General features: G+C 71.4%; 16 protein-coding genes and 1 pseudogene. 8 read left to right on the top strand and 9 right to left on the bottom strand.

Translation table 11 applies throughout. From position 1 onward, the window contains the following. The first annotated feature begins 3 nt into the window (after positions 1-3). The 4 genes and pseudogenes from ACRRSS_RS03790 (at position 4) to ACRRSS_RS03775 (ending at position 4129) form a co-directional block, all read left to right on the top strand. Positions 4-1341 (top strand): carbohydrate ABC transporter permease, encoded by a 1338-nt coding sequence (locus ACRRSS_RS03790; RefSeq protein WP_435969796.1) that lies wholly within the window; start codon positions 4-6, stop codon positions 1339-1341. Further along, complete coding sequence (locus ACRRSS_RS03785; RefSeq protein WP_435969795.1) at positions 1338-2252, top strand: carbohydrate ABC transporter permease; 915 nt, start codon at positions 1338-1340, stop codon at positions 2250-2252. The genes ACRRSS_RS03790 and ACRRSS_RS03785 overlap by 4 nt, the downstream gene beginning before the upstream one ends. Before the next feature lie 33 nt (positions 2253-2285). Further along, positions 2286-2682 (top strand): annotated as a pseudogene (locus ACRRSS_RS03780) (ATP-binding cassette domain-containing protein); the annotation flags it as partial. Positions 2683-2812: 130 nt separating this feature from the next. Continuing rightward, positions 2813-4129: a glycosyltransferase 87 family protein gene (locus ACRRSS_RS03775; RefSeq protein WP_435969794.1), complete on the top strand. Its 1317-nt coding sequence runs from the start codon at positions 2813-2815 to the stop codon at positions 4127-4129. 60 nt (positions 4130-4189) lie between these two features. Here ACRRSS_RS03775 and ACRRSS_RS03770 read toward each other — a convergent pair whose 3' ends face one another. After that, positions 4190-9160, bottom strand: coding sequence for an NAD-glutamate dehydrogenase (locus ACRRSS_RS03770; RefSeq protein WP_435969793.1), 4971 nt, complete (start codon positions 9158-9160; stop codon positions 4190-4192). Positions 9161-9591: 431 nt separating this feature from the next. On the opposite strand from ACRRSS_RS03770, the gene ACRRSS_RS03765 reads away from it, so the two are divergent. Then, a complete protein-coding gene (locus ACRRSS_RS03765) occupies positions 9592-10146 on the top strand; it encodes a DJ-1/PfpI family protein (protein ID WP_351910243.1) in 555 nt (184 codons plus the stop codon). A gap of 199 nt (positions 10147-10345) precedes the next feature. Here the strand turns inward: ACRRSS_RS03765 and ACRRSS_RS03760 are convergent, their stop codons facing one another. Continuing rightward, entirely contained in the window at positions 10346-11005 is a 660-nt protein-coding gene (locus tag ACRRSS_RS03760) for an HAD family hydrolase (protein WP_435969792.1), read from the bottom strand. A 77-nt stretch (positions 11006-11082) separates the two neighbouring features. Further along, positions 11083-11589 (bottom strand): DUF6912 family protein, encoded by a 507-nt coding sequence (locus ACRRSS_RS03755; RefSeq protein WP_435969791.1) that lies wholly within the window; start codon positions 11587-11589, stop codon positions 11083-11085. A 275-nt stretch (positions 11590-11864) separates the two neighbouring features. On the opposite strand from ACRRSS_RS03755, the gene ACRRSS_RS03750 reads away from it, so the two are divergent. Beyond that, the gene (locus tag ACRRSS_RS03750; protein WP_435969790.1) at positions 11865-12389 is read left to right on the top strand and encodes an Rv3235 family protein; all 525 of its coding nucleotides are present in this window, start codon (positions 11865-11867) and stop codon (positions 12387-12389) included. 177 nt (positions 12390-12566) lie between these two features. On the opposite strand, the gene secA is transcribed toward ACRRSS_RS03750, so the two are convergent. After that, positions 12567-15371: a preprotein translocase subunit SecA gene (gene secA, locus ACRRSS_RS03745; RefSeq protein WP_435969789.1), complete on the bottom strand. Its 2805-nt coding sequence runs from the start codon at positions 15369-15371 to the stop codon at positions 12567-12569. 239 nt (positions 15372-15610) lie between these two features. On the opposite strand from secA, the gene ACRRSS_RS03740 reads away from it, so the two are divergent. Both ACRRSS_RS03740 and ACRRSS_RS03735 read left to right on the top strand, forming a co-directional pair. Next, positions 15611-16198, top strand: a complete 588-nt coding sequence (locus tag ACRRSS_RS03740; RefSeq protein WP_435969788.1) for a GNAT family N-acetyltransferase — start codon at positions 15611-15613, stop codon at positions 16196-16198. A gap of 82 nt (positions 16199-16280) precedes the next feature. Continuing rightward, positions 16281-17450 (top strand): winged helix-turn-helix domain-containing protein, encoded by a 1170-nt coding sequence (locus ACRRSS_RS03735; protein ID WP_435969787.1) that lies wholly within the window; start codon positions 16281-16283, stop codon positions 17448-17450. Between the two features lie 106 nt (positions 17451-17556). On the opposite strand, the gene ACRRSS_RS03730 is transcribed toward ACRRSS_RS03735, so the two are convergent. The 5 genes from ACRRSS_RS03730 to mtrB form a co-directional block, all read right to left on the bottom strand. Next, entirely contained in the window at positions 17557-18309 is a 753-nt protein-coding gene (locus ACRRSS_RS03730) for a response regulator transcription factor (protein WP_351910230.1), read from the bottom strand. A 213-nt stretch (positions 18310-18522) separates the two neighbouring features. Beyond that, positions 18523-19203 (bottom strand): ribosome hibernation-promoting factor, HPF/YfiA family, encoded by a 681-nt coding sequence (hpf, locus tag ACRRSS_RS03725; protein ID WP_435969786.1) that lies wholly within the window; start codon positions 19201-19203, stop codon positions 18523-18525. Between the two features lie 293 nt (positions 19204-19496). Then, the gene (locus ACRRSS_RS03720) at positions 19497-20306 is read right to left on the bottom strand and encodes a ComF family protein (protein ID WP_435969785.1); all 810 of its coding nucleotides are present in this window, start codon (positions 20304-20306) and stop codon (positions 19497-19499) included. A gap of 245 nt (positions 20307-20551) precedes the next feature. Continuing rightward, a complete protein-coding gene (locus ACRRSS_RS03715; RefSeq protein WP_435969784.1) occupies positions 20552-22420 on the bottom strand; it encodes an LpqB family beta-propeller domain-containing protein in 1869 nt (622 codons plus the stop codon). Then, on the bottom strand, positions 22410-24428 hold the full coding sequence (mtrB, locus tag ACRRSS_RS03710) for an MtrAB system histidine kinase MtrB (RefSeq protein WP_435969783.1): 2019 nt from the start codon (positions 24426-24428) through the stop codon (positions 22410-22412). The genes ACRRSS_RS03715 and mtrB overlap by 11 nt, the downstream gene beginning before the upstream one ends. Between the last annotated feature and the right edge of the window lies 1 nt (position 24429).

The raw sequence follows: 24429 nt of genomic DNA, 5'->3' as shown, positions 1-24429 counted from the left end.
GGCATGGCCACCGTCACCCGCACCCCCGGAAGCGGCAGGAACCGGAGCAGACGCGACGGCAGGAGCCGGGCCGTCGCGGCCGGGTTCCTGCTCCCGGCCCTGATCCTGCTCGGCGCGCTGGTCGTCTACCCCATCGGGTACTCCGTCCAGCGCTCGCTCTTCGACCGCTCCGGCGCCACCTTCGTCGGTCTCGACAACTACCTCGCCCTCCTCGACGACGACTCGCTCCGCACCGCCCTGCGCAACAACGTGATCTGGCTGGTCGTCGCCCCGGTGGTCGCGACCGCCCTCGGCCTGGTCTTCGCCGTGCTCACCGAACGGGTGCGCTGGGGCACCGCGTTCAAGCTGGTCGTCTTCATGCCGATGGCGATCTCGATGCTCGCGGCCGGGATCATCTTCCGGCTGGTCTACGAGCAGGACCCGGACCGCGGGGTCGCCAACGCCGTCTGGGTCGGCGTCCACGACACCTTCGCCGAGTCCTCCGGCTTCCCACGGGCCCGGCCGCTGCCCGCGCATCCGCTGAAGGCGGCGGGCGACGGCGCGTTCGTCACGAAGGAGCCGGTACGCGCCGGGGAGCCCGTACGGCTTCCGCTGATCGGGGTGGCGCCGGGGCAGATGCCGAAGGAGGCCCGCCCGGCCCGCGAGCCCACCGGCGCCGACCCGGGCACGATCACCGGCACGGCCTGGCTGGACTTCACCCGGGGCGGCGGCGGACGGCCGAACGCCGTCGACCCGGCCGAGCAGGGCCTCGCGGGGCTGCGGATCGAGGCCGTACGGGACGGCGAGGTCGTCGCCCGGGCCACGGCCGCCGCCGACGGCACCTTCACCCTGCCGGCCGACCGCGCGGACGGGGCCGTACTCCGGCTGCCTGCGAGCAACTTCCGGGAACAGTACAACGGCGTGGAGTGGCTGGGCCCCTCGCTCGTCACCCCGGCCGTCATCGGGGCGTACGTGTGGATGTGGGCCGGGTTCGCGATGGTGCTGATCGGTGCCGGGCTCGCCGCCGTCCCGCGCGAACTGCTCGAAGCGGCGCGGGTGGACGGGGCGAACGAGTGGCAGGTGTTCCGCCGGATCACCGTGCCCCTGCTCGCCCCGGTCCTCGCGGTCGTCCTCGTCACCCTGATGATCAACGTGCTCAAGGTCTTCGACCTGGTCTTCGTCATCGCGCCGGGCTCCGCCCAGGACGACGCGAACGTGCTCGCGCTCCAGCTGTACCGCTCGTCCTTCGGAACGGACGCCGATCTCGGGATCGGCTCGGCCATCGCCGTCGTCCTGCTCCTCTTCGTCCTGCCGGTCATGGCGGTCAACATCCGCCGCACCCGAAGGGAGACCCGCCGGTGACGTCCACCGATTCCCGGCCCCGCGCGGCGCGCGCCCCCTCCCCGGCCGCTCCCGCGCCGACCCCGTCCCTGGCCGCGCGAGCGGCCGCCCGGGCGGCCGGCGGCGCGGTCCGCGTGTTCCTCGTCCTGGCCGGTCTGTTCTGGCTGCTGCCGACGGTGGGGCTGCTGCTCTCCTCGCTCCGCTCGCCCTCCGACATCGCGGCGAGCGGCTGGTGGCAGGTGTTCACGGCCCCGGCCAGGCTGACCACGGAGAACTACACCCATCTCCTCGCCGACGAGACGATCACCGGCTCCCTCCTCTCCACCGTCCTGATCACCGTCCCGGCCACCCTGCTCGTCCTCGTCATCGGCTCCTTCGCCGGGTACGCGTTCGCATGGCTGGAGTTCCCGGGCCGGGACTGGTGGTTCCTGCTCGTGGTCGCCCTGCTCGTGGTCCCGGTGCAGGTCGCCCTGGTCCCGGTGTCGAAGCTGTTCGGCGCGGTGGGACTCTTCGAGACGACCCTCGGCGTGGTCCTCTTCCACACGGCCTTCGGGCTGCCGTTCGCGATCTTCCTGCTGCGGAACTTCTTCGCGGAGATCCCGCGCGAACTCCTGGAGGCGGCACGGCTCGACGGGGCGGGCGAGCTGAGGCTGTTCGCCCGGGTGGTGCTGCCGCTCGGCGGCCCCGCGATCGCCTCGCTGGGGATCTTCCAGTTCCTCTGGGTCTGGAACGACATGCTGATCGCGCTGATCTTCGCGGACTCGCAGTCGCCGCCGATCACGGTGGCCCTCCAGCAGCAGGTACGGCAGTTCGGCAACAACGTGGACGTGCTGGCGCCGGGGGCGTTCGTGTCGATGGTGGTGCCGCTGGTGGTGTTCTTCGCGTTCCAGCGCCAGTTCGCGTCCGGGGTGATGGCGGGCGCGGTGAAGTAGGGCCCGGTGGGTGGGGCGGAGTGAAGGAGCGCGGTGGGCCGGGGCTCGGCGACGGCCGCGCTCGGCCGGATCCTGCGGCGCCGGAGAACGGCACCCGCCGGCCGCCGGGTCCACGCCGTGAAGGGGGTCAGCGTCGTCGCGCACCGGGGCGAGGCAATTGGCTTGATCGGTTCGAACGGATGTGGGAAATCGACCCTCCTGAAGGCCGTCGCGGGCCTCCAGCCCGTCGAGCGGGGCTCGATCCACACCCACGGACAGCCCTCGCTCCTCGGCGTGAACGCGGCCCTGATGAACGACCCTCACCGGCGAGTGGAACGTGATCCTGGACGGCCTCGCGATGGGCATGAGCCGTGCGGAGGTCCGGAAGCGCTACGAGGAGATCGTGGACTTCTCCGGCATCGACGAGAAGGACGACGCGATCTCCCGGCCGACGCTGCGGATGGACGGCCCGGCGGAGGAGGTGGTGGCGGCGTACGAGGAGTTCACCGCGACAAACCGCCAGTAAAGACAAGACGCCAATAAAGGGGCAATCAGGGCATTGCGGGCTACAGTGCGGAAGGATGACGAACGATCACCCGCAGCCACAGCCGCAGTCGCCGCGCCGGACCGGGACCGAGCCCCCCTCCCTCACCAAGTCCCCCTTCGACTCGGACACCTTCACCTCCGCCACCTTCGTCACGGTCGGGCACGGCCCCTACCTCGCCGTCGCCTCCGTCTGGCTCCTCACCCGCTTCGGCATGGTCCTGCTGCTGCTCCGCGACAACCTCGGCATCGGCGGGGTCGCCCGCGAGGTGGCCCTCTACGAGCACTGGTACGGGAAGTTCGTCCAGGGCACCTTCCCGCCCGGCGACGCCACCTGGCAGTACCCGCCCGGCGCGGGCCTCGTGATCATGTCGCCGGGCGTCCTCCCCTGGCTCACCTACTTCCAGGCGTTCGTCGCCCTCACCCTCCTCGCCGACGCGGTCGTCACCGTCGCCCTCGCCCGCGCCGACAGTGCCCGGCTCACCCACGGCGCCTGGGTCTGGGTCTGCGGCCTGCCGCTCCTCCTGCACCTGCCGCTCGCCCGGTACGACGTCCAGACCACCGCCCTCGCCGTGCTCGCGCTGCTCGCCGTCACCGCCCGCTCCACCGCCGCCCACCAGTTCGGCGGGGCGCTCGCGGGCATCGGGGCGATGGTGAAGGTCTGGCCGGTCCTCACCCTGATCGGCACCCCCCGGGGCCGTACCAGCCGCGAGGCCTGGACCGCCGCCGCCGTCACCGCCCTCGCCCTCCTCGCCACCCTCGCGCTGTTCTTCTCCGAGTCCCTGGGCTTCCTGCGCCAGCAGGGCAGCCGGGGCATCCAGATCGAGTCCCTGGGCGGCACCGCCCTCGCGCTCGCCAAGGCCACCGGCGCCTGGCCGGGCAAGGTCGAGTTCCGGTACGGGGCACTGGAGTATGTCGGCCCGTACGTCTCCAGCCTCGGCCACCTCGCCCTGTTGTTCACCGTCCTCGCCCTCGGCTGGCTGCTCCTGTGGCGCCTCCGGGCCCACCGCTGGTCCGCCGCCACCCCGCTCGACGCGGCCTTCACCGCCGTCCTGCTGTTCACCGTCACGAGCCGGGTGATCAGCCCCCAGTACATGATCTGGCTGATCGGCCTCGCCGCCGTCTGCCTGACCTCCCGAAGCACCGTCATGCGCCCGGTGGCGCTGCTGCTGCTCCCGGCGGCCGCGCTGAGCTCGCTCGCGTACCCCGTCCTGTACTACGAGGTCATCGGCGGCACCGCCCAGGGGCTGACCGTCATGGTGCTCCGCAACGGCCTGCTGCTCGCGGCGGCCCTGCTCGCCGCCCACCGTCTGTGGACGTCGACGGTCGCCGGACCGCCGGAGGAAGCCGCCTAGCGGACAGACGAGAGGGAGGGCCCCGCCGGACGTCCGGCGGGGCCCTCCCTCATCACGTCCCTAGCTGTGCGTACGGAGCAGCGTGCGCATCGTCCGCATCGCGACCGACAGGTTCGCCAGGTCGAAGGTGTCGGAGCCCTGGATCTCCTCCAGGGTGGTCCGGGCACGGCCCAGGATCGCCGCGTTCCGCTCCTCCCAGCCCTTGAACCGCTCCTCCGGGCTCGTCGCGTCGTCCCCGGCCGCCAGGACGTCCGCCGTCAGCGCCGCGTGCGCCGCGAACAGGTCCTCGCGGATCGAGGCGCGGGCCATCGACTGCCAGCGGTCGTCGCGCGGCAGCTCGATGATCCGGTCCATCAGGTCGGTGATCCGCAGCCGGTCGGCCAGGTCGTAGTAGACCTCGGCCACCGCGAGCGGCTCCTTGTCCGTCCGGTCCGCGATCGCGACGATGTCGAGGATCGGGAAGGCGGAGGAGAAGCCGGCGACCCGCAGGGCCACCTCCTCCGGCACCCCGAACCCGGTCAGCTCCTCCAGGATCGACTGGTACCACTCCAGGTCCGCGCCGCGCAGCAGGTTCGGCAGCTGGTTCCAGACCTCCTCGACGCGGTCGGCGAAGAACTCGATGGTCTCGGTGAGCTGGAGCGGCTGCGGCCGGTTGTTGAGCAGCCAGCGCGTGCCGCGCTCGACGAGCCGGCGGGAGTGCAGCCGCATCCGGGTCTGGATCTCGGCCGGCACCACGTTGTCGAGTGCCTCGACGGCGTCCCAGACCTGGCCGAGGCGGAAGACGACACGGGCGGCGGTCTGCGCCCGGACGATCTCCTCGATCGACGCGCCGGTCTCCTCGCGGAGGCGGTGCAGGAAGGTCGAGCCACCGGCGTTGACGGTGTCGTTGACCAGGACGGTCGTGATGATCTCGCGGCGCAGGGCGTGGTTGTCGACGGCCTCGGTGAACTTCTCGCGCAGCAGCGTCGGGAAGTACGCGTGGAGGAGCCCGCGCAGGTACGGGTCGTCCGGCAGCTCCGTACCGATCAGCTCGTCGGCCACCGTGATCTTGGTGTACGCGAGGAGGACGGCGAGCTCCGGCTGGCTCAGGCCCCGGCCGTTGTTGAGCAGCTCACGGATCTGCCGGTCGTTGGGCAGGAACTCCAGGGAGCGGTCGAGTGCCCCGTCGCGGCCCAGGCGGCGCATGAACCGCTGGTGGGCGTGGAGGAGGGACGGCGACTGGGCGACGGCGTTGGCCAGGGCCGTGTTCTGCGCGTAGTTGTTGCGCAGCACGAGCGTGCCGACCTCGTCGGTCATCTCCGCGAGGATCTTGTTGCGCTGCTTGACGGTCATGTCGCCCTCGGTGACGAGCCCGTTGAGCAGGATCTTGATGTTGACCTCGTGGTCGGAGGTGTCGACGCCGGCGCTGTTGTCGATGGCGTCGGTGTTGACCTTGCCGCCCTCGCCCACGGGGCCGCCGGTGCGGGCGAACTCGATGCGGCCCAGCTGGGTCGCGCCGAGGTTGCCGCCCTCGCCGATGACCTTGGCGCGCACGTCCTGGCCGTCGACGCGGATGGCGTCGTTGGCCTTGTCGCCGACATCGGCGTTCGACTCGGCCGCGGACTTGACGTACGTGCCGATGCCGCCGTTCCACAGCAGGTCGACGGGGGCGTGGAGCACGGCCTTCATCAGTTCGGCCGGGGTCATCTTGGTGACGCCGTCCTCGATCCCGAGGGCGGCCCTGACCTGCGCGTTGACCGGGATCGACTTGGCGCTGCGGGGGTGGATGCCACCGCCCGCGGAGAGCAGCGCCGGGTCGTAGTCGGCCCAGGACGAGCGGGGCAGCTCGAAGAGGCGGCGGCGCTCGGCGTACGAGACGGCCGCGTCCGGGTTGGGGTCGATGAAGATGTGCCGGTGGTCGAAGGCGGCGACCAGGCGGATGTGCTCGGAGAGCAGCATGCCGTTGCCGAAGACGTCGCCGGACATGTCGCCGACACCGACGACCGTGAAGTCCTCGGTCTGGGTGTCGTGGCCCAGCTCGCGGAAGTGGCGCTTGACGGACTCCCAGGCGCCGCGGGCGGTGATGCCCATGCCCTTGTGGTCGTAGCCGGCGGAGCCGCCGGAGGCGAAGGCGTCGCCGAGCCAGAAGCCGTAGGCCTCGGCGACCCCGTTGGCGATGTCGGAGAAGGTCGCGGTGCCCTTGTCGGCGGCGACCACGAGGTACGTGTCGTCCTCGTCGTGGCGGACGACGTCGGCCGGCGGCACGACCTCGCCCGCGACGAGGTTGTCGGTGATGTCGAGCAGCGCCGAGATGAACGTCTTGTAGCTCTCGATGCCCTCCGCGAGCCAGGCGTCGCGGTCCACGGAGGGGTCCGGGAGCTGCTTGGCGACGAAGCCGCCCTTGGCGCCGACCGGCACGATGACGGTGTTCTTCACCATCTGCGCCTTGACCAGGCCGAGGATCTCCGTACGGAAGTCCTCGCGGCGGTCGGACCAGCGCAGACCGCCTCGGGCGACCTTGCCGAAGCGCAGGTGGACGCCCTCGACGCGGGGGGAGTACACCCAGATCTCGAAGGCCGGGCGGGGCGCGGGGAGGTCGGGGATGGCCTGCGGGTCGAACTTCATCGACACGTAGGCGTGCGGCTTCCCGTCCTCCGTCGTCTGGAAGAAGTTGGTCCGCAGGGTGGCCTTGATGACGGTGAGGAAGGAGCGCAGGATGCGGTCCTCGTCCAGGCTCGCGACCTGGTCGAGGGCGGCGTCGAGCTCTTCGAGGAGCGCGTCGATCAGCTCGGTGCCGGCGCGCTGGCGCTCCGGGGCCATCCGGGCCTCGAAGAGGTTGACGAGCAGCCGGGTGGTGTGGACGTTGTTGCGGAGGGTGTCCTCCATGTAGTCCTGGCTGAAGGTCGCGCCGGCCTGGCGCAGGTACTTGGCGTAGGCGCGCAGCACCATCGCCTCGCGCCAGGTGAGCCCGGCGGAGAGGACGAGCGAGTTGAAGTTGTCGTTCTCGGCCTCGCCGGTCCAGGTGGCGGCGAAGGCCTCCTGGAAGCGCTCGCGGGCGTCGTCGCCGAGGTAGTCGCCGCCGTTGCCGGTCGGGAGCGGCATCCGCAGACCGAAGTCGTAGACCCAGGCGCGGGCGCGGTCGGCGCAGCGCAGCTCGTACGGCCGCTCGTCGGTGACCTCGACGCCGAGCCGGTTGAGCACCGGGAGCACGGCGGAGAGGGAGATCGGGTCGCCCGTCTTGTAGATCTTGAAGCGGCGCTCGCCGGGGCCCGCGACGACCGGCTCGTACAGCGAGAGGGCGAAGTCCTTGCCGCTGGTGCGGGCGAGGGCCTCCAGGTGGACCAGGTCGGCGACGGCCGCGCGCGGCGAGTGGTCGGCCTTGTAGCCCTCGGGGAAGGCGTTGCCGTAGCGGCGGAGCAGCTCGGCGGCACGCTCCTCGCCGCACTCGGCGTTCAGCGCCTCGCCGAAGCCGTCGGACCAGGAGCGGGCGGCCTCGACCAGCCGGGCCTCGATGCGGTCGACGTCGGCGTCGGTGAGCTTCGCCAGCTCGGTGCCGGGCTGGACGCGGACGACGAAGTGCAGCCGGGACAGGATCGACTCGGTGTTCCAGGCGGTGAAGTCGACGCTGGTGCCGTCGAGCTCCTCCTTCAGGATGTCGATGATCCGCAGTCGGACGCGGGTCGTGTAGCGGTCGCGCGGCAGGTAGACGAGGGCCGAGTAGTAGCGGCCGTACTCGTCCTGACGCAGGTAGAGCCGCAGCCGGCGCCGCTCCTGGAGGTACAGGACGCTGGTGACGACGGACTGCAGCTGGTCGGCCGGCGTCTGGAACAGCTCGTCGCGCGGGTACGTCTCCAGGATCTGGAGCAGGTCGCGGCCGTCGTGGCTGTTGGGCGAGAAGCCCGCGCCCGCCAGGACCTCCTGGACCTTGCGCTTGACGACCGGGACCCGGCGGACGGACTCGGTGTAGGCGGCCGAGGAGAACAGTCCGAGGAAGCGGCGCTCGCCGATGACGTTGCCGGCGGCGTCGAACTTCTTCACGCCGATGTAGTCGAGGTACGAGGGGCGGTGCACGGTCGAGCGGCTGTTGGCCTTCGTCAGGATCAGCAGCTTGTGCTCACGCGCCTTGGCGCGGACGTCCTCGGGCAGACGGCTGAACGAGGGCGAGACGGGGTGGGCGTGGTGGCCCTCGTCGTCGCCCGAGTGCTGCGGGTCGGAGCGCAGGATGCCGAGGCCGGTGCCGGGGACGGCGGACAGGGCGTCACCGTTGAGCAGCTGGTACTCGCGGTAGCCGAGGAAGGTGAAGTGGTCGTCGGCGAGCCAGCGCAGCAGCTCGCGGGCCTCCTCCACCTCGGTCGGACGCAGGTCGGAGGCGGTGGGCTCGTCCGGGAGGCCCTCGGCGATCCGCAGGGCGGCGTCGCGCATCTTCTCCCAGTCCTCGACCGTCTCGCGGACGTCGGACAGGACGCGCAGCAGGTCGGCGGTGATCTGCTTGAGGTCGGCGCGGTCGGTCTCGCGGTCGATCTCGACGTGGATCCAGGACTCGGTGAGCGCGTCGTGCGGCAGCTCCCCCAGGATCTGCGCCGACAGGACCTCGATGAGCCTGCCGGTGACATCGCGGCGGACGAGGACCTGCGGGTGGATCACGACGTGGATGCCGCGGCCCTGGCGTGACAGCTCGTTGGTGACCGAGTCCACCAGGAACGGCATGTCGTCGGTGACGACCTCGACGACGGAGTGGCTGCTTGTCCAGCCGTTCTCCTCGACCGTCGGAGTGTGGACACGTACGTTCGCGGTGCCCTGCGGGCGGTTCTCCGCGAGCCGGTAGTGAGAGAGCGCGGCGCCGAACACGTCGACCGGGTCGCGGTCGCCGAGGTCCTCCGGCGCGGTGTGCAGGTAGTAGCGCTGGAGGTACTCGAGCACCGTGTCCCGGTCCGGGTGCTCCCCGGCACCCTCCGGGCCCGTCGGAAGTCGCCCCCCGACCGGGCTGTGCTCAGCTACCCGAGCGGCCCTTTCGAGCAGCTCGGCCTTGGCTTCGTCCAGCTTGGTCTGCATGTCCTCTGACTCCTGTCGCGCGCCGTTGCGTGACGTCGGTGGAAGAAAGGACACAACGCCTCGACGCGGTGATTCCGGTCGAAGTCGACGTTATGCCCGGATGAGAGATGCCCGGGTCGTTATCGGCCACAGAGAGCGGCGCGCCCGGACGGAGGGGATCGGCGAACGCACGGTCGGCCCGGCCGCCGTGGCGGGTCGGGCGGCAGCCGGGGGCTTCACTGCCCCCTCGGCGTATCGCGCTGATCACGGCAAAAGCCTATCGCCCTCGCCCCCCGAACCGTCATGGTCCGTATGTGTACAAAAGAGGGGGTGGAAGTTTGACGTTATGGACAGCGACACATGTCCTCTTGGCAAAACACCGCGCCGACGGCAGCACGTAGGCAAGCATGGGCGCAGCACGGCAGACCGACCATCTGTGATCTGGGAGAGCCATGGCGAAGATCCTGATCGTGACCGGGGACGCGGCGGAATCGCTGGAGGTGATGTACCCCTACCAGCGGCTGCTCGAAGAGGGCTACGAGGTCGACATCGCGGCCCCGGCCCGCAAGCAGCTCCGGTTCGTCGTCCACGACTTCGAGCCGGGCTTCGACACGTACACGGAGAAGCCGGGCTACACCTGGCCCGCCGACCTGGCCTTCTCGGAGGTCGACCCCGGCGCGTACGTGGCGGTGGTGATCCCGGGCGGCCGGGCGCCGGAGTACCTGCGCAACGACCCGGAGCTCCGCAAGATCCTCAAGTCCTTCTTCGACGCCGACAAGCCGGTGGCCCAGATCTGCCACGGCCCGCTCCTGACGGCGGCGGTCGGCGGCCTGGAGGGCCGCCGGGTCACGGCGTACCCCGCGCTCGAACTCGACATGCAGGCGGCCGGCGCGACCTTCCAGGACAGCGCGGCGGTGGTGGACGGCCTCCTGGTCTCCTCGCGGGCCTGGCCGGACCACCCCACCTGGATGCGCGAGTTCCTCAAGGTCCTCCGCGCCAAGGCCTGACCGCCCACCCACGAACCCGCCCCGGGCGGGCCTGCCGGACCGGCTTCTCCACCCCGGGCGGGGGCGTCGGACCGGCTCCACCCGGTCGAACCCCCGGCTGGCCCGTCGGACCGGCCTCTCTACCTCCGGCTGGCCCGTCGGACCGGCCTCTCCACCCGGGCGGACCCGTCGGACCGGCCCCACCCGGGGGCAGGGCCCGTCAGACCAGCTCCTCCGCCACGGCCACGGCCTCCGCGAGCGAGTCCACCACCGGCACGCCCACCCGCTCCAACGACGCCCGACTGTGCGACCCGCCGGTGAACAGCACCGCCTTCGCGCCCACGTGCATCGCCGCCACCGCGTCGTCCGCCGCGTCGCCGATCACGACGACCCGCTCCGCCGGCACGTCTCCGAGCGCGATCAGGTGCCGCACCATGTGGCCCGACTTCCCGTCCGTCGACGCGTCGACCCGCCCGTCCATGCGTACGAACCGCTCGGCGATCCCGTGCCGCCGCACCAGCGGTATCAGCTCCGCGTGCGGCGCGAGCGAGAGCAGGGACTGGGTGAACCCGGACGCCTGCCGCGCCGCGAGCAGCTCGGCGGCGCCGAGGGTCAGCAGGCAGTCCTCGGCCCGCGCCCAGTAGTGCCGGTGGAAGGCCCCGTCCATGACGGTCCACTCCGCGTCGGTGGGCAACCGCCCCATGAGCCGCTCGTAGAACCTGGGCACCGGCACCGTGTACAGCTCGCGGTACCGCTCCAGAGTGATCTCCTCGAGCCCGAGCTCGGCGAAGGCGGCGTTCGTCGCCCCGATGATCGCGCCGATGTCGTCGAGCAGCGTGCCGTTCCAGTCCCAGACCAGGTGCTTTCCGTGCTTCCCCATGGAAAGACGGTACCCGCCGCCTACGCCGTCGAAGAGCCCCGAGGGCCCTCCGAGCGGGGACGGGGCGGGGGCGGTCGTCAGCCCAGCAGCCCCGGAATCTCCTGCACCCCGAACCACAGCAGTTCATGGTCCTCGGCCCCGTCCACGACGAACTGCGCGTCGTCGTCGCCCTGGTCCGCCGCCCCCAGCGCGGCGGCGGCCGCCGTCACGTCCGCCGTCGCGTCGTCCGCGTCGGCGTGCACGGCCGCGGCCTTGGCGAGCGGGACGGGCCCGGTGATCCGGACCTCTCCGACGGACCCTGCGTCGAGCCCCCGGTCGGGGTCCGAGGCCGCGTCCTTGTCGGCCACGTCGACGGCGACGACGATCCGGCGCCGGGGCGCCTCGGGGTCGCCGGCCAGGAGGCGCAGGGAGGCGGACGCGGCCCGGTTGAGCGCCGCGTACTCCAGCTCCTCGATGTCGTCGGAGACGTACCACTCGCGCAGGGCGGGGGTGACGGCGTAGGCGGTCAGCGGACCGGTGCCCAGCTCGCCCGCCTTGTGCGCCTGTGCGAGACCGGGGAGGGTCGTGGGGACGTACACGCGCATGGCTGGCCGCTTTCGTAGACGGAGAGGCCCTCAGGATACGTGCGGAGTCCCCCTTCGGAGTGGCCGGCCGACGTCGGCGCCCGTCCACCGCGGGATGCCCCGCCCGGGGCCCCGGAGAGCCGATTTTCCCCCGCGTCACCCGGATAGGTGATTCCGATGTCGACCCACCCCGGCGTGACGGACTCCTTGCGGCGCCTCCGAGCCCACCCGTACAAGATCCCCAACGGAAAGTTACCGACCGGTACCACTCGGTTACGCGACGACAGGGGCCCGCCATGACCACCACCCTCACGACCGCCGCCCAGGCACCGCAGACGCCGCGGCCGCACCCCTCGACAGCGACCACCCGCCCGAGCACCCCGCGCACCCCCCGCCCCCGCACCGCCCCCGGCGGCCCGGCGGGCACCCGCCCACGCGGCCCCGCCGGCGCCCGCCCCCGTGGCGTCACGCCGCCCCGCGCCCTCCCCCCGCACACCGTCTTCGCCGAGCGTCTGCTCGCCGTGCTGAGCGGGGAGCGGCCGGTCCACTGGATGCTCGGGCACACGGTCGGCGAGGCGTACGAGCAGCTCGTCCGGATCGCCCCGGAGACGCCTCTGCGGTCGCACGGCCCCCGCCCGGTCCTGCGCCGCTGCTCGGTCCAGGTGGACGACGGCCGAGCGGCCGTGGAGGCCTTCGCGACGATCGCCACCGGCCCCCGCGTCCGGGCGATGGCGTTCCGCCTGGAGCGCGGCGCCGACCACCGCTGGCGCTGCGCGGCCGTGGAACTCGACGGCCTCGGCACGACGCCCCACCACGCCTGACGCGCGCGGGCCCCGCCACACAGAGGCACGGCGGCACGGGCGCTGGCCAGTCACAGGCGCAGGCGCGGACACCGGCACAGACACGACGAAGGGGCCGGCCACCCACCGGGCGACCGACCCCTCACATCGAACCCACCGCGTCAGGCACCCCGCGTCAGGGCCTTCGACGGCGGCGCCTCACTTCTTGCGGCGACGCCCGCCACCCGCGTTCTTCTGCGCCTTGCGACGCTCCGCCCGGGTCATCCCGTCGCCGGAGTCCGCGTCGTCGGAGGCGAAGTCGCCCTCGACGACACCGCCGTCGCCGTCCACGGTCGGGGCGGAGAAGTGCAGCCGGTCCGGCCGCTGCGGGGCGTCGAGCCCCTTGGCGCGGATCTCCGGGCGCCCGGCGGGAACGGCGTCCTGCTTGTCCAGCGAGGGGGCGCTGGCCTGCACCGGGACCTCCTCGACCTGCTGCTCGACCTGGACCTCCAGGTTGAACAGGTAGCCGACGGACTCCTCCTTGATGCCCTCCATCATGGCGGTGAACATGTCGAAGCCCTCGCGCTGGTACTCGACCAGCGGGTCCTTCTGCGCCATGGCGCGGAGGCCGATGCCCTCCTGGAGGTAGTCCATCTCGTAGAGGTGCTCACGCCACTTGCGGTCCAGGACGGAGAGGACCACGCGCCGCTCCAGCTCGCGCATGATCTCCGAGCCGAGCTGCTTCTCCCGCGCGTCGTACTGCTCGTGGATGTCGCCCTTGATGGACTCGGCGATGAACTCGGCGGTGATGCCCGCCCGGTCCCCGGCCGCGTCCTCCAGCTCCTCCACGGTGACCTTCACCGGGTAGAGCTGCTTGAAGGCGTTCCACAGACGGTCGAGGTCCCACTCCTCCGCGAAGCCCTCGGCGGTCTCCTGGCGGATGTAGTCGTCGATCGTGTCGTCCATGAAGTGCTGGATCTGCTCGTGCAGGTCCTCGCCCTCCAGGACGCGGCGGCGCTCGCCGTAGATGACCTGGCGCTGCCGGTTGAGGACGTCGTCGTACTTCAGGACGTTCTTGCGCGTCTCGAAGTTCTGCGTCTCGACCTGCGACTGGGCGGAGGCGATGGCACGGGTGACCATCTTGTTCTCGATCGGCACGTCGTCCGGCACGTTGGCCATGGCCATCACGCGCTCGACCATCTGCGCCTTGAACAGGCGCATCAGGTCGTCGCCGAGCGAGAGGTAGAAACGGGACTCGCCGGGGTCGCCCTGGCGGCCGGAACGACCGCGCAGCTGGTTGTCGATACGGCGGGACTCGTGGCGCTCGGTGCCGAGCACGTACAGCCCACCGAGCTCCTTGACCTCCTCGAACTCCGCCTTCACGGCCTTCGCGGCGCGCTCCAGGGCGGCGGGGAGGGCCGCGGCCCACTCCTCGACGTGGTCGACCGGGTCCAGACCCGCCTGGCGCAGCTCGGCCTCGGCGAGGTCGTCCGGGTTGCCGCCGAGCTTGATGTCCGTACCGCGACCGGCCATGTTGGTGGCGACGGTGACGGCGCCGCGGCGGCCGGCCTGGGCGACGATGCTGGCCTCGCGGTCGTGGTGCTTCGCGTTGAGGACCTCGTGCTGCACGCCCCGCTTGGAGAGCTGCTGCGAGAGGTACTCGGACTTCTCGACGGAGGTCGTGCCGACCAGGATCGGCTGACCCTTCTCGTGCTTCTCCGCGATGTCGTCGACGACGGCGGCGAACTTGGCCACCTCGGTCCGGTAGATCAGGTCGGACTGGTCCTTGCGGATCATCGGCCTGTTCGTGGGGATCGGGACGACGCCCAGCTTGTAGATCTGGTGGAACTCGGCGGCCTCGGTCATGGCCGTACCGGTCATGCCGGAGAGCTTGTCGTACAGGAGGAAGAAGTTCTGCAGGGTGATCGTGGCGAGGGTCTGGTTCTCGTCCTTGATCGCCACCCCTTCCTTCGCCTCGATCGCCTGGTGCATGCCCTCGTTGTAACGGCGGCCGGCGAGGATACGGCCGGTGTGCTCGTCGACGATCATGACTTCGCCGTCCATGACGACGTAGTCCTTGTCCTTCTTGAACAGCTCCTTCGCCTTGATGGCGTTGTTCAGGTAGCCGACGAGCGGGGTGTTCACCGACTCGTAGAGGTTGTCGATGCCGAGCCAGTCCTCGACCTTGGCGACACCGGCCTCGTGGATGGCGACGGTGCGCTTCTTCTCGTCGACCTCGTAGTCGCCGGTCTCCTCGATGCCCTTGAGCTGGTTGCCGGGCTCACCCTTGGAAAGTCGGGTGACGAGCTTGGCGAAGTCGCCGTACCACTTCGTCGCCTGGTCGGCCGGGCCGGAGATGATCAGCGGCGTACGGGCCTCGTCGACGAGGATGGAGTCGACCTCGTCGACACAGGCGAAGTTGTGGCCGCGCTGGACGAGCTCGTCCTTGGACCACGCCATGTTGTCGCGCAGGTAGTCGAAGCCGAACTCGTTGTTCGTGCCGTAGGTGATGTCGCAGCGGTACTGCTCACGGCGCTGGGCCGGGGTCATGTTGGCGAGGATGCAGCCGATGGTCAGACCCAGGAAGCGGTGGACCCGGCCCATGAGCTCGGAGTCGCGCTCGGCCAGGTAGTCGTTGACCGTGATCAGGTGCACGCCCTTGCCGGAGAGCGCGTTGAGGTACGCCGGGAGGGTACCGACGAGGGTCTTGCCCTCACCGGTCTTCATCTCGGCGACGTAGCCGAGGTGGAGCGCGGCGCCACCCATCAGCTGGACGTCGTAGTGGCGCTGACCGAGAACACGCTTGGCGGCCTCGCGCACCGTAGCGAAGGCCTCGGGCATCAGGTCGTCGAGGCTCTCGCCGTCGGCGAACCGCTGCTTGTACTCATCGGTGAGCGCCCGCAACTCGGCGTCGGAGAGGTTGACGAAGTCCTCTTCGATGGAGTTGACCTGGTCCGCGATGCGGTGCAGTTTGCGCAGGATCTTTCCTTCGCCTGCACGCATGAGCTTGTTGAAGACGGACACTGAGGCTGGTCTCCTTGCCGGTCGGGCCTGGCACTGGGTCTTGTCACGGACGCGAGCGCGGGCACGGCAGGTGGTCCCCACCGCAACGGCCATCGTAAGCGAGACCGCCCGCGCGACGGGAGGCCCACAGTGCCGCAGCCGTACGTCCGCCCGGAAAGAGAACGCACGAGGTGGGCGGAAGGTGCCGCACCACCCGAAAAGTGTTCGCTTCCGCTCCGGCAGGTCTCCACAATCCACGCATGGATCCGATCACCCTCACCACCGACCGCCTGCGGCTGCGGAGCTTCGTCCCCGAAGACGCCGACGCCGTGCACGCCATCTGCCAGGACCCCGACATCCGGCGCTGGACCACCGTCCCCGACCCCTACACCCCCCAGGACGCCGACTTCTTCCTGAACCGGCTGGTGGTCGACGGCTGGCGCGAGGACACCGAGTACATCTTCGCCGTCGAGCCGCTGGCCGGCGGCCCGTTGCTGGCCTCGGCCTCGATCAGCAGCCGTGGCGACGGCGCCTGGGAGGTCGGCTACTGGCTGGCCGGGGAGCACCGCGGCCACGGCTACATGACGGAGGCCGTCCGGGCCCTCGCCCACTGGGCCTTCACCGGGCTCGGCTGCGTCCGCCTGGTGTGGCGCGCCGAGGTCGGCAACACCGGTTCGCGCGCGGTGGCCGAGCGGGTCGGCTTCGTCATGGAGGGCCTCCAGCGCGCCGCCCTGCCCAACAAGGGCACGCTCCGCGACACCTGGGTCGCCGGCCTGCTCCCCTCCGACTTCGGCCTCCCGAGCGCGCTGCCGTACCTCCCGGCCCGCGACCTGCCCGCCCGGCCCTGAACGACCGGCCCCCGGCACCCGCCCCCGGTGCCGGATCCCGCCCGGGCCCCGGCTGTCAGTGCCGGGGCCTAGGGTGCGGTCCATGACGACTGTGCCGCGCCCCGCCGCCGAACTGTCCGCCGACGAAGCCCGCAGGATCGCGCTGCGCGCCCAGGGCTTCCTGGGCGCGCCCGACCGGCGCGCCGGAGTGCGCGGAGTGCTGCGCGGACTCGGGCAGGTCCAGCTCGACACGATCTCCGTCCTCGCCCGCTCCCACGAGCTCATTCCGTACGCGCGCCTGGGCGCCGTCGGCCGTACGACGGTCGAGGAGGCCTACTGGACCGGCTCCCACGCCTTCGAGTACTGGTCCCACGCGGCCTGCGTGCTGCCCGTCGAGGAGTGGCCGCACTTCGCCTTCCGTCGGCGCGCCTACCGCGGCCGCCCGCACTGGGGCCACGAGCTGTCGGCGGGGGCGTACGACAAGGTGATCGACCAGTTGCGTGCTGAGGGCCCGAGGACGGCGACCGAGCTGGGCGGCGCGAAGAACAAGGGCGAGTGGTGGGACTGGTCCGACGCCAAGATCGCCGTCGAACGGGCTCTGATGTACGGCGAGGTGGTCGTGGTCGAGCGGCGCGGCTGGAAGCGGGTGTACGACCTGGCCGAGCGGGCGATCCCGCAGACCCTGCTCCATGACGACCTGGACGACACGGAGTGCGTGCGGCGGCTCGTCCGGCAGGCGGGCGAGGCGCTGGGCGTGGGCACGCGCGCGGACATCGCCGACTACCACCGGCTCAAGGGCGAGCAGTTCGACGCGGTGGTCGAGGCGGCCGGCCTCGTGCCGGTCACGGTGGCGGGCTGGGGGAAGCCCGCCTGGGCGGACCCGGCGGCGCTGGCCTCGGAGCCGCGCGGCCGGCACCGTACGACGCTGCTGTCGCCGTTCGACTCGCTGGTCTGGGAACGGGCCCGCACGGAGCGGATCTTCGGCTTCACGCACCGCCTGGAGGCGTACGTGCCGAAGCAGAAGCGGGTGCACGGCTACTTCGCGATGCCGGTCCTCGCCGGTGGCCGTCTGGTCGGCCGGGTGGACCCGGCGCGGGAGGGCGGGACGCTCGTCGCCCGTCAGGTCACGCTCGACGGCCCGAAGGCCGTGCCCGCGGTGGCACGGGCGCTGCGCGAGGCCGCCGAGTGGGTGGGCTGCGACGCGGTGTCGGTGGTCCCGGACCGCGTAAACCACCCGGAACTCGCCCCGGAACTGGCACGCGCCCTGAGCTGAACCGACCGGAGCCCCGGGCCGGCCCAGGGGCCCGGGCGCCCGCCCGATCGGCCCCCCGGCTCCACCAGCCAAGGGCTCCAGGCCCAACGATTCCCGGCTCCCGGCTCTAGCGGATCTCGAGGATCTTCTCCCGCATCGCGTAGACCACGGCCTCCATCCGGGAGTGGAGCTGAAGCTTCTCCAGGATGTTCCGGACGTGGTTCTTCACGGTGTTCTCGGAGATGAAGAGTTCCTTCGCGATGTCCCGGTTGTTCATCCCGGTCGCGACGAGCTTGAGGACCTCCAGCTCGCGGTCGGTCAGCCGGGGCGCGGGCACGAGCCGGCGCTCGTCGGTGCGCTGAATCATCGACTTGAACTCGGTGAGGAGTTTCGACGCCATCGAGGGGCTGATCTGCGACTGCCCGTCCGCGACCGCGCGGATGGCCGTGGCGACCTCGTCGGTGGAGATCTCCTTGAGCAGGTAGCCGGTGGCCCCCGCCTTGATGGCCTCGTAGAGGTCGGCCTCCTCGTCGCTGATCGTCAGCATGATGATCTTCGCGCTGGGGGCCACCTCCTTGATGGAGGTGCAGGCCTCGATGCCACCGCGCCGGGGCATCCGTACGTCCATCAGGACGATGTCGGGCAGCAGATCGGCCGCCTTGTCGACGGCCTCGGCCCCGTCACCGGCCTCCCCGACGACCTGGATGTCCTCCTCCTGCGCGAGGACGATCTCGAGTCCGCGGCGGAAGAGCGCGTGGTCGTCCACGACCAGGACTCGGATCGGCTCCTTGCGGAATGCACCGCTGTCCGAATCAGGTCCTTCCGAGATCGCCCCACCGTGCTCACGCCCGCTGAGCACCGGCCCGAAGCTGTCCGCCATCGTTCCTCCCCCTGAAGGCCGTGGCCTGAATTCGTTTCCGGTCCCCCAACCCGTACTCAGGGAGCACCGGTTGGCGTGCACGCCATGATTTCATGCCCCGGCGGCGATGGCGTGTTCCCGTGGGCGCACGGGGGTGCCCCTGGGAGCGCGAAGGGCGCTCCAGGGGCACCGCGAAAGGGTGATCGAGGGTGGACGATGGGGGCGGGGCGGCCGTCAGCCGCCGAGTGCACCGCCGGCACCGCCGCCCTCGGCAAGCGGGTCGCTCTCCAGGTGGATGACGCCGTAGTCGTAGGCGTGTCGGCGGTAGACGACGCTCGGCTGCTTCGTGTCGGAGTCGACGAAGAGGTAGAAGTCGTGCCCGACCAGCTCCATCTCGTAGAGCGCCTGGTCGAGCGTCATCGGTGCGGCCCCGTGGGTCTTCTCGCGGACCACCAGCGGGCCTTCGCCCTGGACTTCGATCGGGCCCATCATCGTGGTGGGCACCTTGTCGGTCTCGTCGGTGACGAGCTGGCCGTCCCCGTTGAGCTGGGCGGCGCCGGGCACCACGTCCCCGACCTCCGCCGCCGAAAGCCTGCCGTTTCCACGGCGGGTGTACCGCTTGTCGTGCTGCTTGCGCAGGCGCGCCTCCAGCTTGTCGCTGGCGAGGTCGAGCGCTGCGTACGGGTCGGCCGCGGCGGCTTCCGCCCGGATCACCGGGCCTCGGGAGTGGAGGGTGATCTCCACACGGTCGGACCTGTCAGCCTGCCGCGGGTTGTGTTCCTTGGACACCTCGACGTCGAGGCTGATCACCTTGCCGTCGAGCTTCTGGATCTTCTCCAGCTTCAGCTTCTCGGCCACGTGCTTGCGGAACCGCTCGGGCACCTCGGTCTTGCGGCCCTTGACGACGATGTCCACGCAGAACTCCGTTCCCGGATCGCCCGGATCGGCTCCCTGGCCGCCGGGCATCTCCCTTTGCACCACACTCCGGTGGATTACCGGAGCTCGGACTTGGCGACTTCACCTCCTCCTCCCCAGTCGACAAGATCCCCACCCCATCGACAAGAGGTTGATTCGCCCTGAACTCCTGTCCCTGGGCGCAACCATGTATTCGTCGAGGCGATGGCTTTCACCATTCCTCACAACCGAACATAGCCCCTTCGGACGGGTGTCGGCACCCGCTACCGCGACATACCTCCGGACGGGCGCTTTCACCTCTCACCACCTGCAACGATCCAAGTTCCTGACGAGTTCCGGTTTATTTCGAACGAAGCGGGAGAGGATGCGACCACAGCCGCCACACGCTGTTCGAATTCGCGCTGCGCCGAACCGTCCGGTAAGCCGTGCGGTATTCCAGGAATGAACGAACGGTGTACGGCTCCGAGGGCGCGCGCCGCCTCCGCCAGCGAGGCGCCGGTGGTCATCAGGTCGTCCACGAGGACCACCCGTCCCGCCCCGAGCAGCCGTTCGCCGCCGGGCACCACCTCCAGCGCGCCGGCGAGATTCGCGAGCCTCCCGCGCGCCGAGAGACCCGCCTGGTCCGCCACGTACCTCCGCTGCCGCAGCACGGGCACGACCCGCGCGGGTCGCCCCGCGCGCCGGAGCCGGGCCGCGGCGGCCAGCGCGATCCGCCGCGTCGGATCGTGGCCACGCGCCCGCACGGAGCGCCGGGAGGACGGCACCGGCACAAGGAGCAGCGGGGGCGCCGCGGGGCCCTCCACGCCCCCGGCGGCGGCCTCCACGGCGACGGCCAGGGCTCCGCCCAGGGGCCGGGCGAGCGTGAGCGCGCCGCGTTCCTTGTGGGCGAGGAGCAGCTCCCGCACGGCGTCGGCGTACGGCGCGACGGCATGGACCACGGGCAGGCCGGCCGGCTCGGGCGAAGGCCGCACCCTGCGCGGCCCCTCACCGGCCCCGGTCAGCGCGACCCGGCACGAAGGGCACACCTCGGTGCGCGGCCTGCCGCAGCCTCCGCAGGCGACCGGCAGCACCAGCCCGGCGATCTCGCGCCACCACCCCCGCATGGCTCCACTGTGGGCCTTCCCGGACCCACCGGCCACCCCTGTGGAAAACCACCTTCAGGACGCACCTCAGTACGTCAGGTCCGCGCTTCCCACCCCCGTGGCCGACCGGTCCGTCCCGCGTGGCCGACGGAAGCACCACGGGTGACGGGGTGCGTCCCCAGGGTGCATCACGGGTTGACGGGGTTGCATCACGGGTTGACGGGGTTGCATCACGGGTTGACGGGCTGCGTCCCGGCTGGACGGGCCTATCCCGGGTAGACGGGCGAGGTGCCCGTCTTGACCACCGGCTGCCAGTTCGCGCCCGGCGCCAACCGGACGATGCCGTCGTTGCCGGAGTCCGCGACCACCGGCGCCGTGTCCTCGTGCGGCGCGGCCACCGAGGTCACCCCGTTCAGACCGGGGAGCACCGCGGTCGCCGAGGTGGAGCCGTCCGTCTGGAGGTAGCGGATCTGCTGCACGCCGCCCGCCTCCCTGCCGACCACCACGAGCCGGCTCGGCCCCGCCCAGGAGACGGCCGTGACCGACTCCATCCGGGGCGCGGCGGGCTGGAGGTCGAGCACGGAGACGACCGGTTCCTCACCCGAGGTCTGCCGCTGGACGCGGCCGATCTGCAGGGTCGTGTCCCCGTCGCGGGTGACCACCAGGGCGATCCGGACCCCGTCGGCGGAGACCCGCAGCGATTCGATGCGCGCGTCGTCCTCCAGCCACGGCGTCCTCACCTTGACGGGGGTCCCGATGCCGTCGGGCACCATCCACAGCTGGGGCGCGGCGGGATCGCGGTCGGCCACCCACAGGTCGCCGCGGCCGTCCCAGCTGGGCGCGGACAGCCGGTCGGTGGGCTTGGCGGCCTTGCTGCCCAGGATCGCCGGCGGCAGTTCCTGTTCCGTGGTGATGGAGGAGACGAACAGGTCTCGGCCGTTCTCCCCCACCCCGGCGGCGCGGGTCTCGCCCCGGTCCACGGCGACCGACCTGAGCCGTGTCGGGCCCTTGCCGAGCGGGCCGGGCACCTCGGTGGGCGCGTTCGCCCCCTTGTCCCCGACGTCCAGCGTCATCAGCTTGTGCTGCTCGTCGACGAAGTACGGGCTCTCGTCCCCGTCCGTGTTCCGCACCGCGGCGAACTCCGCCGCCTGCCCCTTGCCCAGCCTGCACAGCGGCTGCCCGCTCGCCTTCTGGAGCTCCACCTGCTCGACGCGGACGGACGTCAGGTCGCCCAGCGTGAACAGCAGCTGCGCCGCCATCCGCCGGCACGGCTGGCCGCCCACCTGGTCCGCCTTGGCGTTGAGCGGCACCTTGAGGGTGGACTGGTCGTCGGTGGTGAGGGTGGTGACGCCCTTCTTCAGCTCCGTACCGGAGGGGAAGCTGGAGTCGACGGCGGGCTTCAGCCAGTTCGTCGGGCCTTCGAGGAGCGCCTTGACCGTCTGCGTCACCGGGTCCATCCGGGTGACCGGGTCCTGGCGCTGCCGGATGTAGACCGGGTCGGCGACGACCCAGTCCTCCCCGGAGGCGAAGTAGTACTTGTTGACCGATCGGTAGTTGCGCAGGAAGTCGGCCTCGCCGAGCACCAGCCCGGGCGGGAGGCTGTCGATGCGCCACTCCTTGCCGCCCTTGCCGTTGCCGCTGGGCTGCTGCACGACGTGGATCGTCTGCAGGTAGTTGGCGGGGCTGATCGGCTGGTACGCGTGGCGGGCGTCGACGGTCGCGATCTTGCGGCCCGAGAGCGGATAGGCGCGGCCCTGGTTCTCGGGGTCGGCGTTGCGGTCGGCCTGGTCGCGGTTGGGCGCCGTGGTGAGCACGGTGATGCTCTGCTCCGGCTTCCAGGTCTGCGCGGCCTTCTTCGTGAGGTACTTGCGGGCCGTGGCGAAGCCGGGGTCGTCACTGGTCATGGCTTCGAGGAAGCCGTCGACGATCTCGTCCGGGTCGGCGCTCTCCCGGGGCGCGACGGCGTAGACCCGCACCTGCGAGTCGCCCTGGTTGGACCCCCTGACCGCCTGGACTTCCCCGCTGTCGGGCATGGTCGCGCACCCGGTCACCAGGAGCCCGCCGCACGCGGCTAGCACCACCGCGCGCCTCCCCCGTCCCCGCTCCACGAGCCCCTCTCGGGAATCAGCGCCCACGTGTCCCGTCCTCCCGCTCCGCGTTCCCGCTTCCTCCGGCCGTCACCGGCCCCGGCCCACCGCCGTCGCCGTCCGGCACTCCTCGCCCCACGACCCGTGCTCCGCTGCCGGGCAGCGCCGTCGGGTCGACGGTCGCGTGCGACGGCGCGGGCAGCCTCGGCGGCACGGGCAGCTGCGGCCGGTCGCCGGCCGACTGCGCGGGCACCGCCGTCAGGCGGGCACTCTCCTGGGCGCGCCCCGCGGCCGCCTGCTCCCGGTTGCGCCGCGAGTCCTCGGGCTCCAGGGGTATCGGAGAGCCACGCAGCGGCTCGTCCGCGGTACGCGGCAGGGTGAGCCGGAACTGCGAACCGCCACCGGGCTCGCCCCAGGCCTGGAGCCAGCCGCCGTGCAGCCGGGCGTCCTCGACCGCGATCGACAGGCCGAGGCCGGTGCCGCCGGTGGTGCGCGCGCGGGCGGGGTCGGCGCGCCAGAACCGGTTGAAGACCCGGGTCGCCTCGCCCGGCTTGAGGCCGACGCCGTAGTCGCGGACGGCGACGGCGACGGCGCCACCGGCGGCTGCCAGCTTCACCACCACGTCCCGGCCCTCACCGTGCTCGACGGCGTTGACGACGAGGTTGCGCAGCACCCGCTCGACCCGGCGGGCGTCCGCCTCGGCCACCACGGGCTGCCTGTCGCCCACGACCACGATCCGGGTGCCCTTGCGCTCGGCGAGGGGTTCGGCGCCGCCGATGACCCGGCGCACGACCTGGCGCAGGTCTATCGGCTCCGCTTCGAGGGCGGCCGCGCCCGCGTCGAAGCGGCTGATCTCCAGGAGGTCGGAGAGCAGCGACTCGAAACGGTCGAGCTGATCGCCGAGGAGTTCGGCGGAACGGGCGGTGATCGGGTCGAAGTCGACACGGGCCTCGTGGATGACGTCGGCGGCCATCCGGACCGTGGTCAGCGGCGTACGCAGCTCGTGCGAGACGTCCGAGACGAACCGCCGCTGCATCCGCGACAACTCCTCCAGCTGCTGGATCTTGAGCTGGAGGTTCTGCGCCATCTTGTTGAAGGCCTCGCCGAGCCGGGCGATGTCGTCCTCGCCGGTGACCTTCATACGTTCCTGGAGCCGCCCGGCGGAGAGCCGCTCGGCGATCCCGGCGGCCATCCGTACCGGCGTGACCACCTGGCGCACCATGAGCCAGGCGATGGCGCCGAGCAGCACCATGACGAAGAGCCCGGCGGTCGCCAGAGTCCCCTTGACCAGGGTGAGGGAGTCCTCCTCCTGGGTCAGCGGGAAGAGGTAGTACAGCTCGTACTGGGTGCCCTCGGCGTCGTTCAGCCGCTTGCCGATCACCAGGCCGGCCTCGGACGGCTTGCCGCTCGTGTAGTGGATGCTGGTGAACTTCTGGAAGGTGTCCGTGCCCTGGGCCACGGACTGCCGCAGCTCGGCCGGGATGCTCGTGATCGGGTCGACCTCGCCGGAGGCGCGTACGCCCCGGCTCGCGGTGTCACCGGTGTCGAGCGAGAGCGCGACCACGTTGAACGCGCTCTGGCCGCCACTGGCGAGCTGCTCGACGAGCGAGGAGCGCCAGTTCACGGAGGAACCGGCCCGCGCGCCGTCCTGCTGACCAGGCGCGGAGGCGGTGGCCGCCGCCCGGTCCTGGGCGGCGGAGAACCCTCCGGCGGCCTGGCTCTGGGCGGCCCTCTCCTTCGCGTCGAGCAGACCGTTGCGGACCTGGCCGATGACGACCAGGCCGAGCAGAAGGACGACTCCGAGGGACATCAGCAGGGTGCCTGCGACGATCCGCAGCTGGATGTTCCGCCGCCACAGCCGCACGGCGGGCAGCAACGGCCTGCGCACCCAGCGCGCGAAGAGCCGGAGGACCGGTCCTCCGCGCGCCCTGTCCCGGAACAGCCGTCCGCCCCGTGGCAGGCGGCCGGAACGCGAGCCCCCCCGCCCCGGTCCGGCAGCCCGCCCCGTACGGACTCCCGGGTCCCCGGGCTTCGGAGCAGTACTGCCTTCACTCATG

Source organism: Streptomyces sp. Qhu_M48 (assembly GCF_051305195.1).
Taxonomy (GTDB): domain Bacteria; phylum Actinomycetota; class Actinomycetes; order Streptomycetales; family Streptomycetaceae; genus Streptomyces.
The sequence above is the reverse complement of the archived record's forward strand: the minus strand, read 5'-3'. Positions and strand labels throughout refer to the sequence as shown.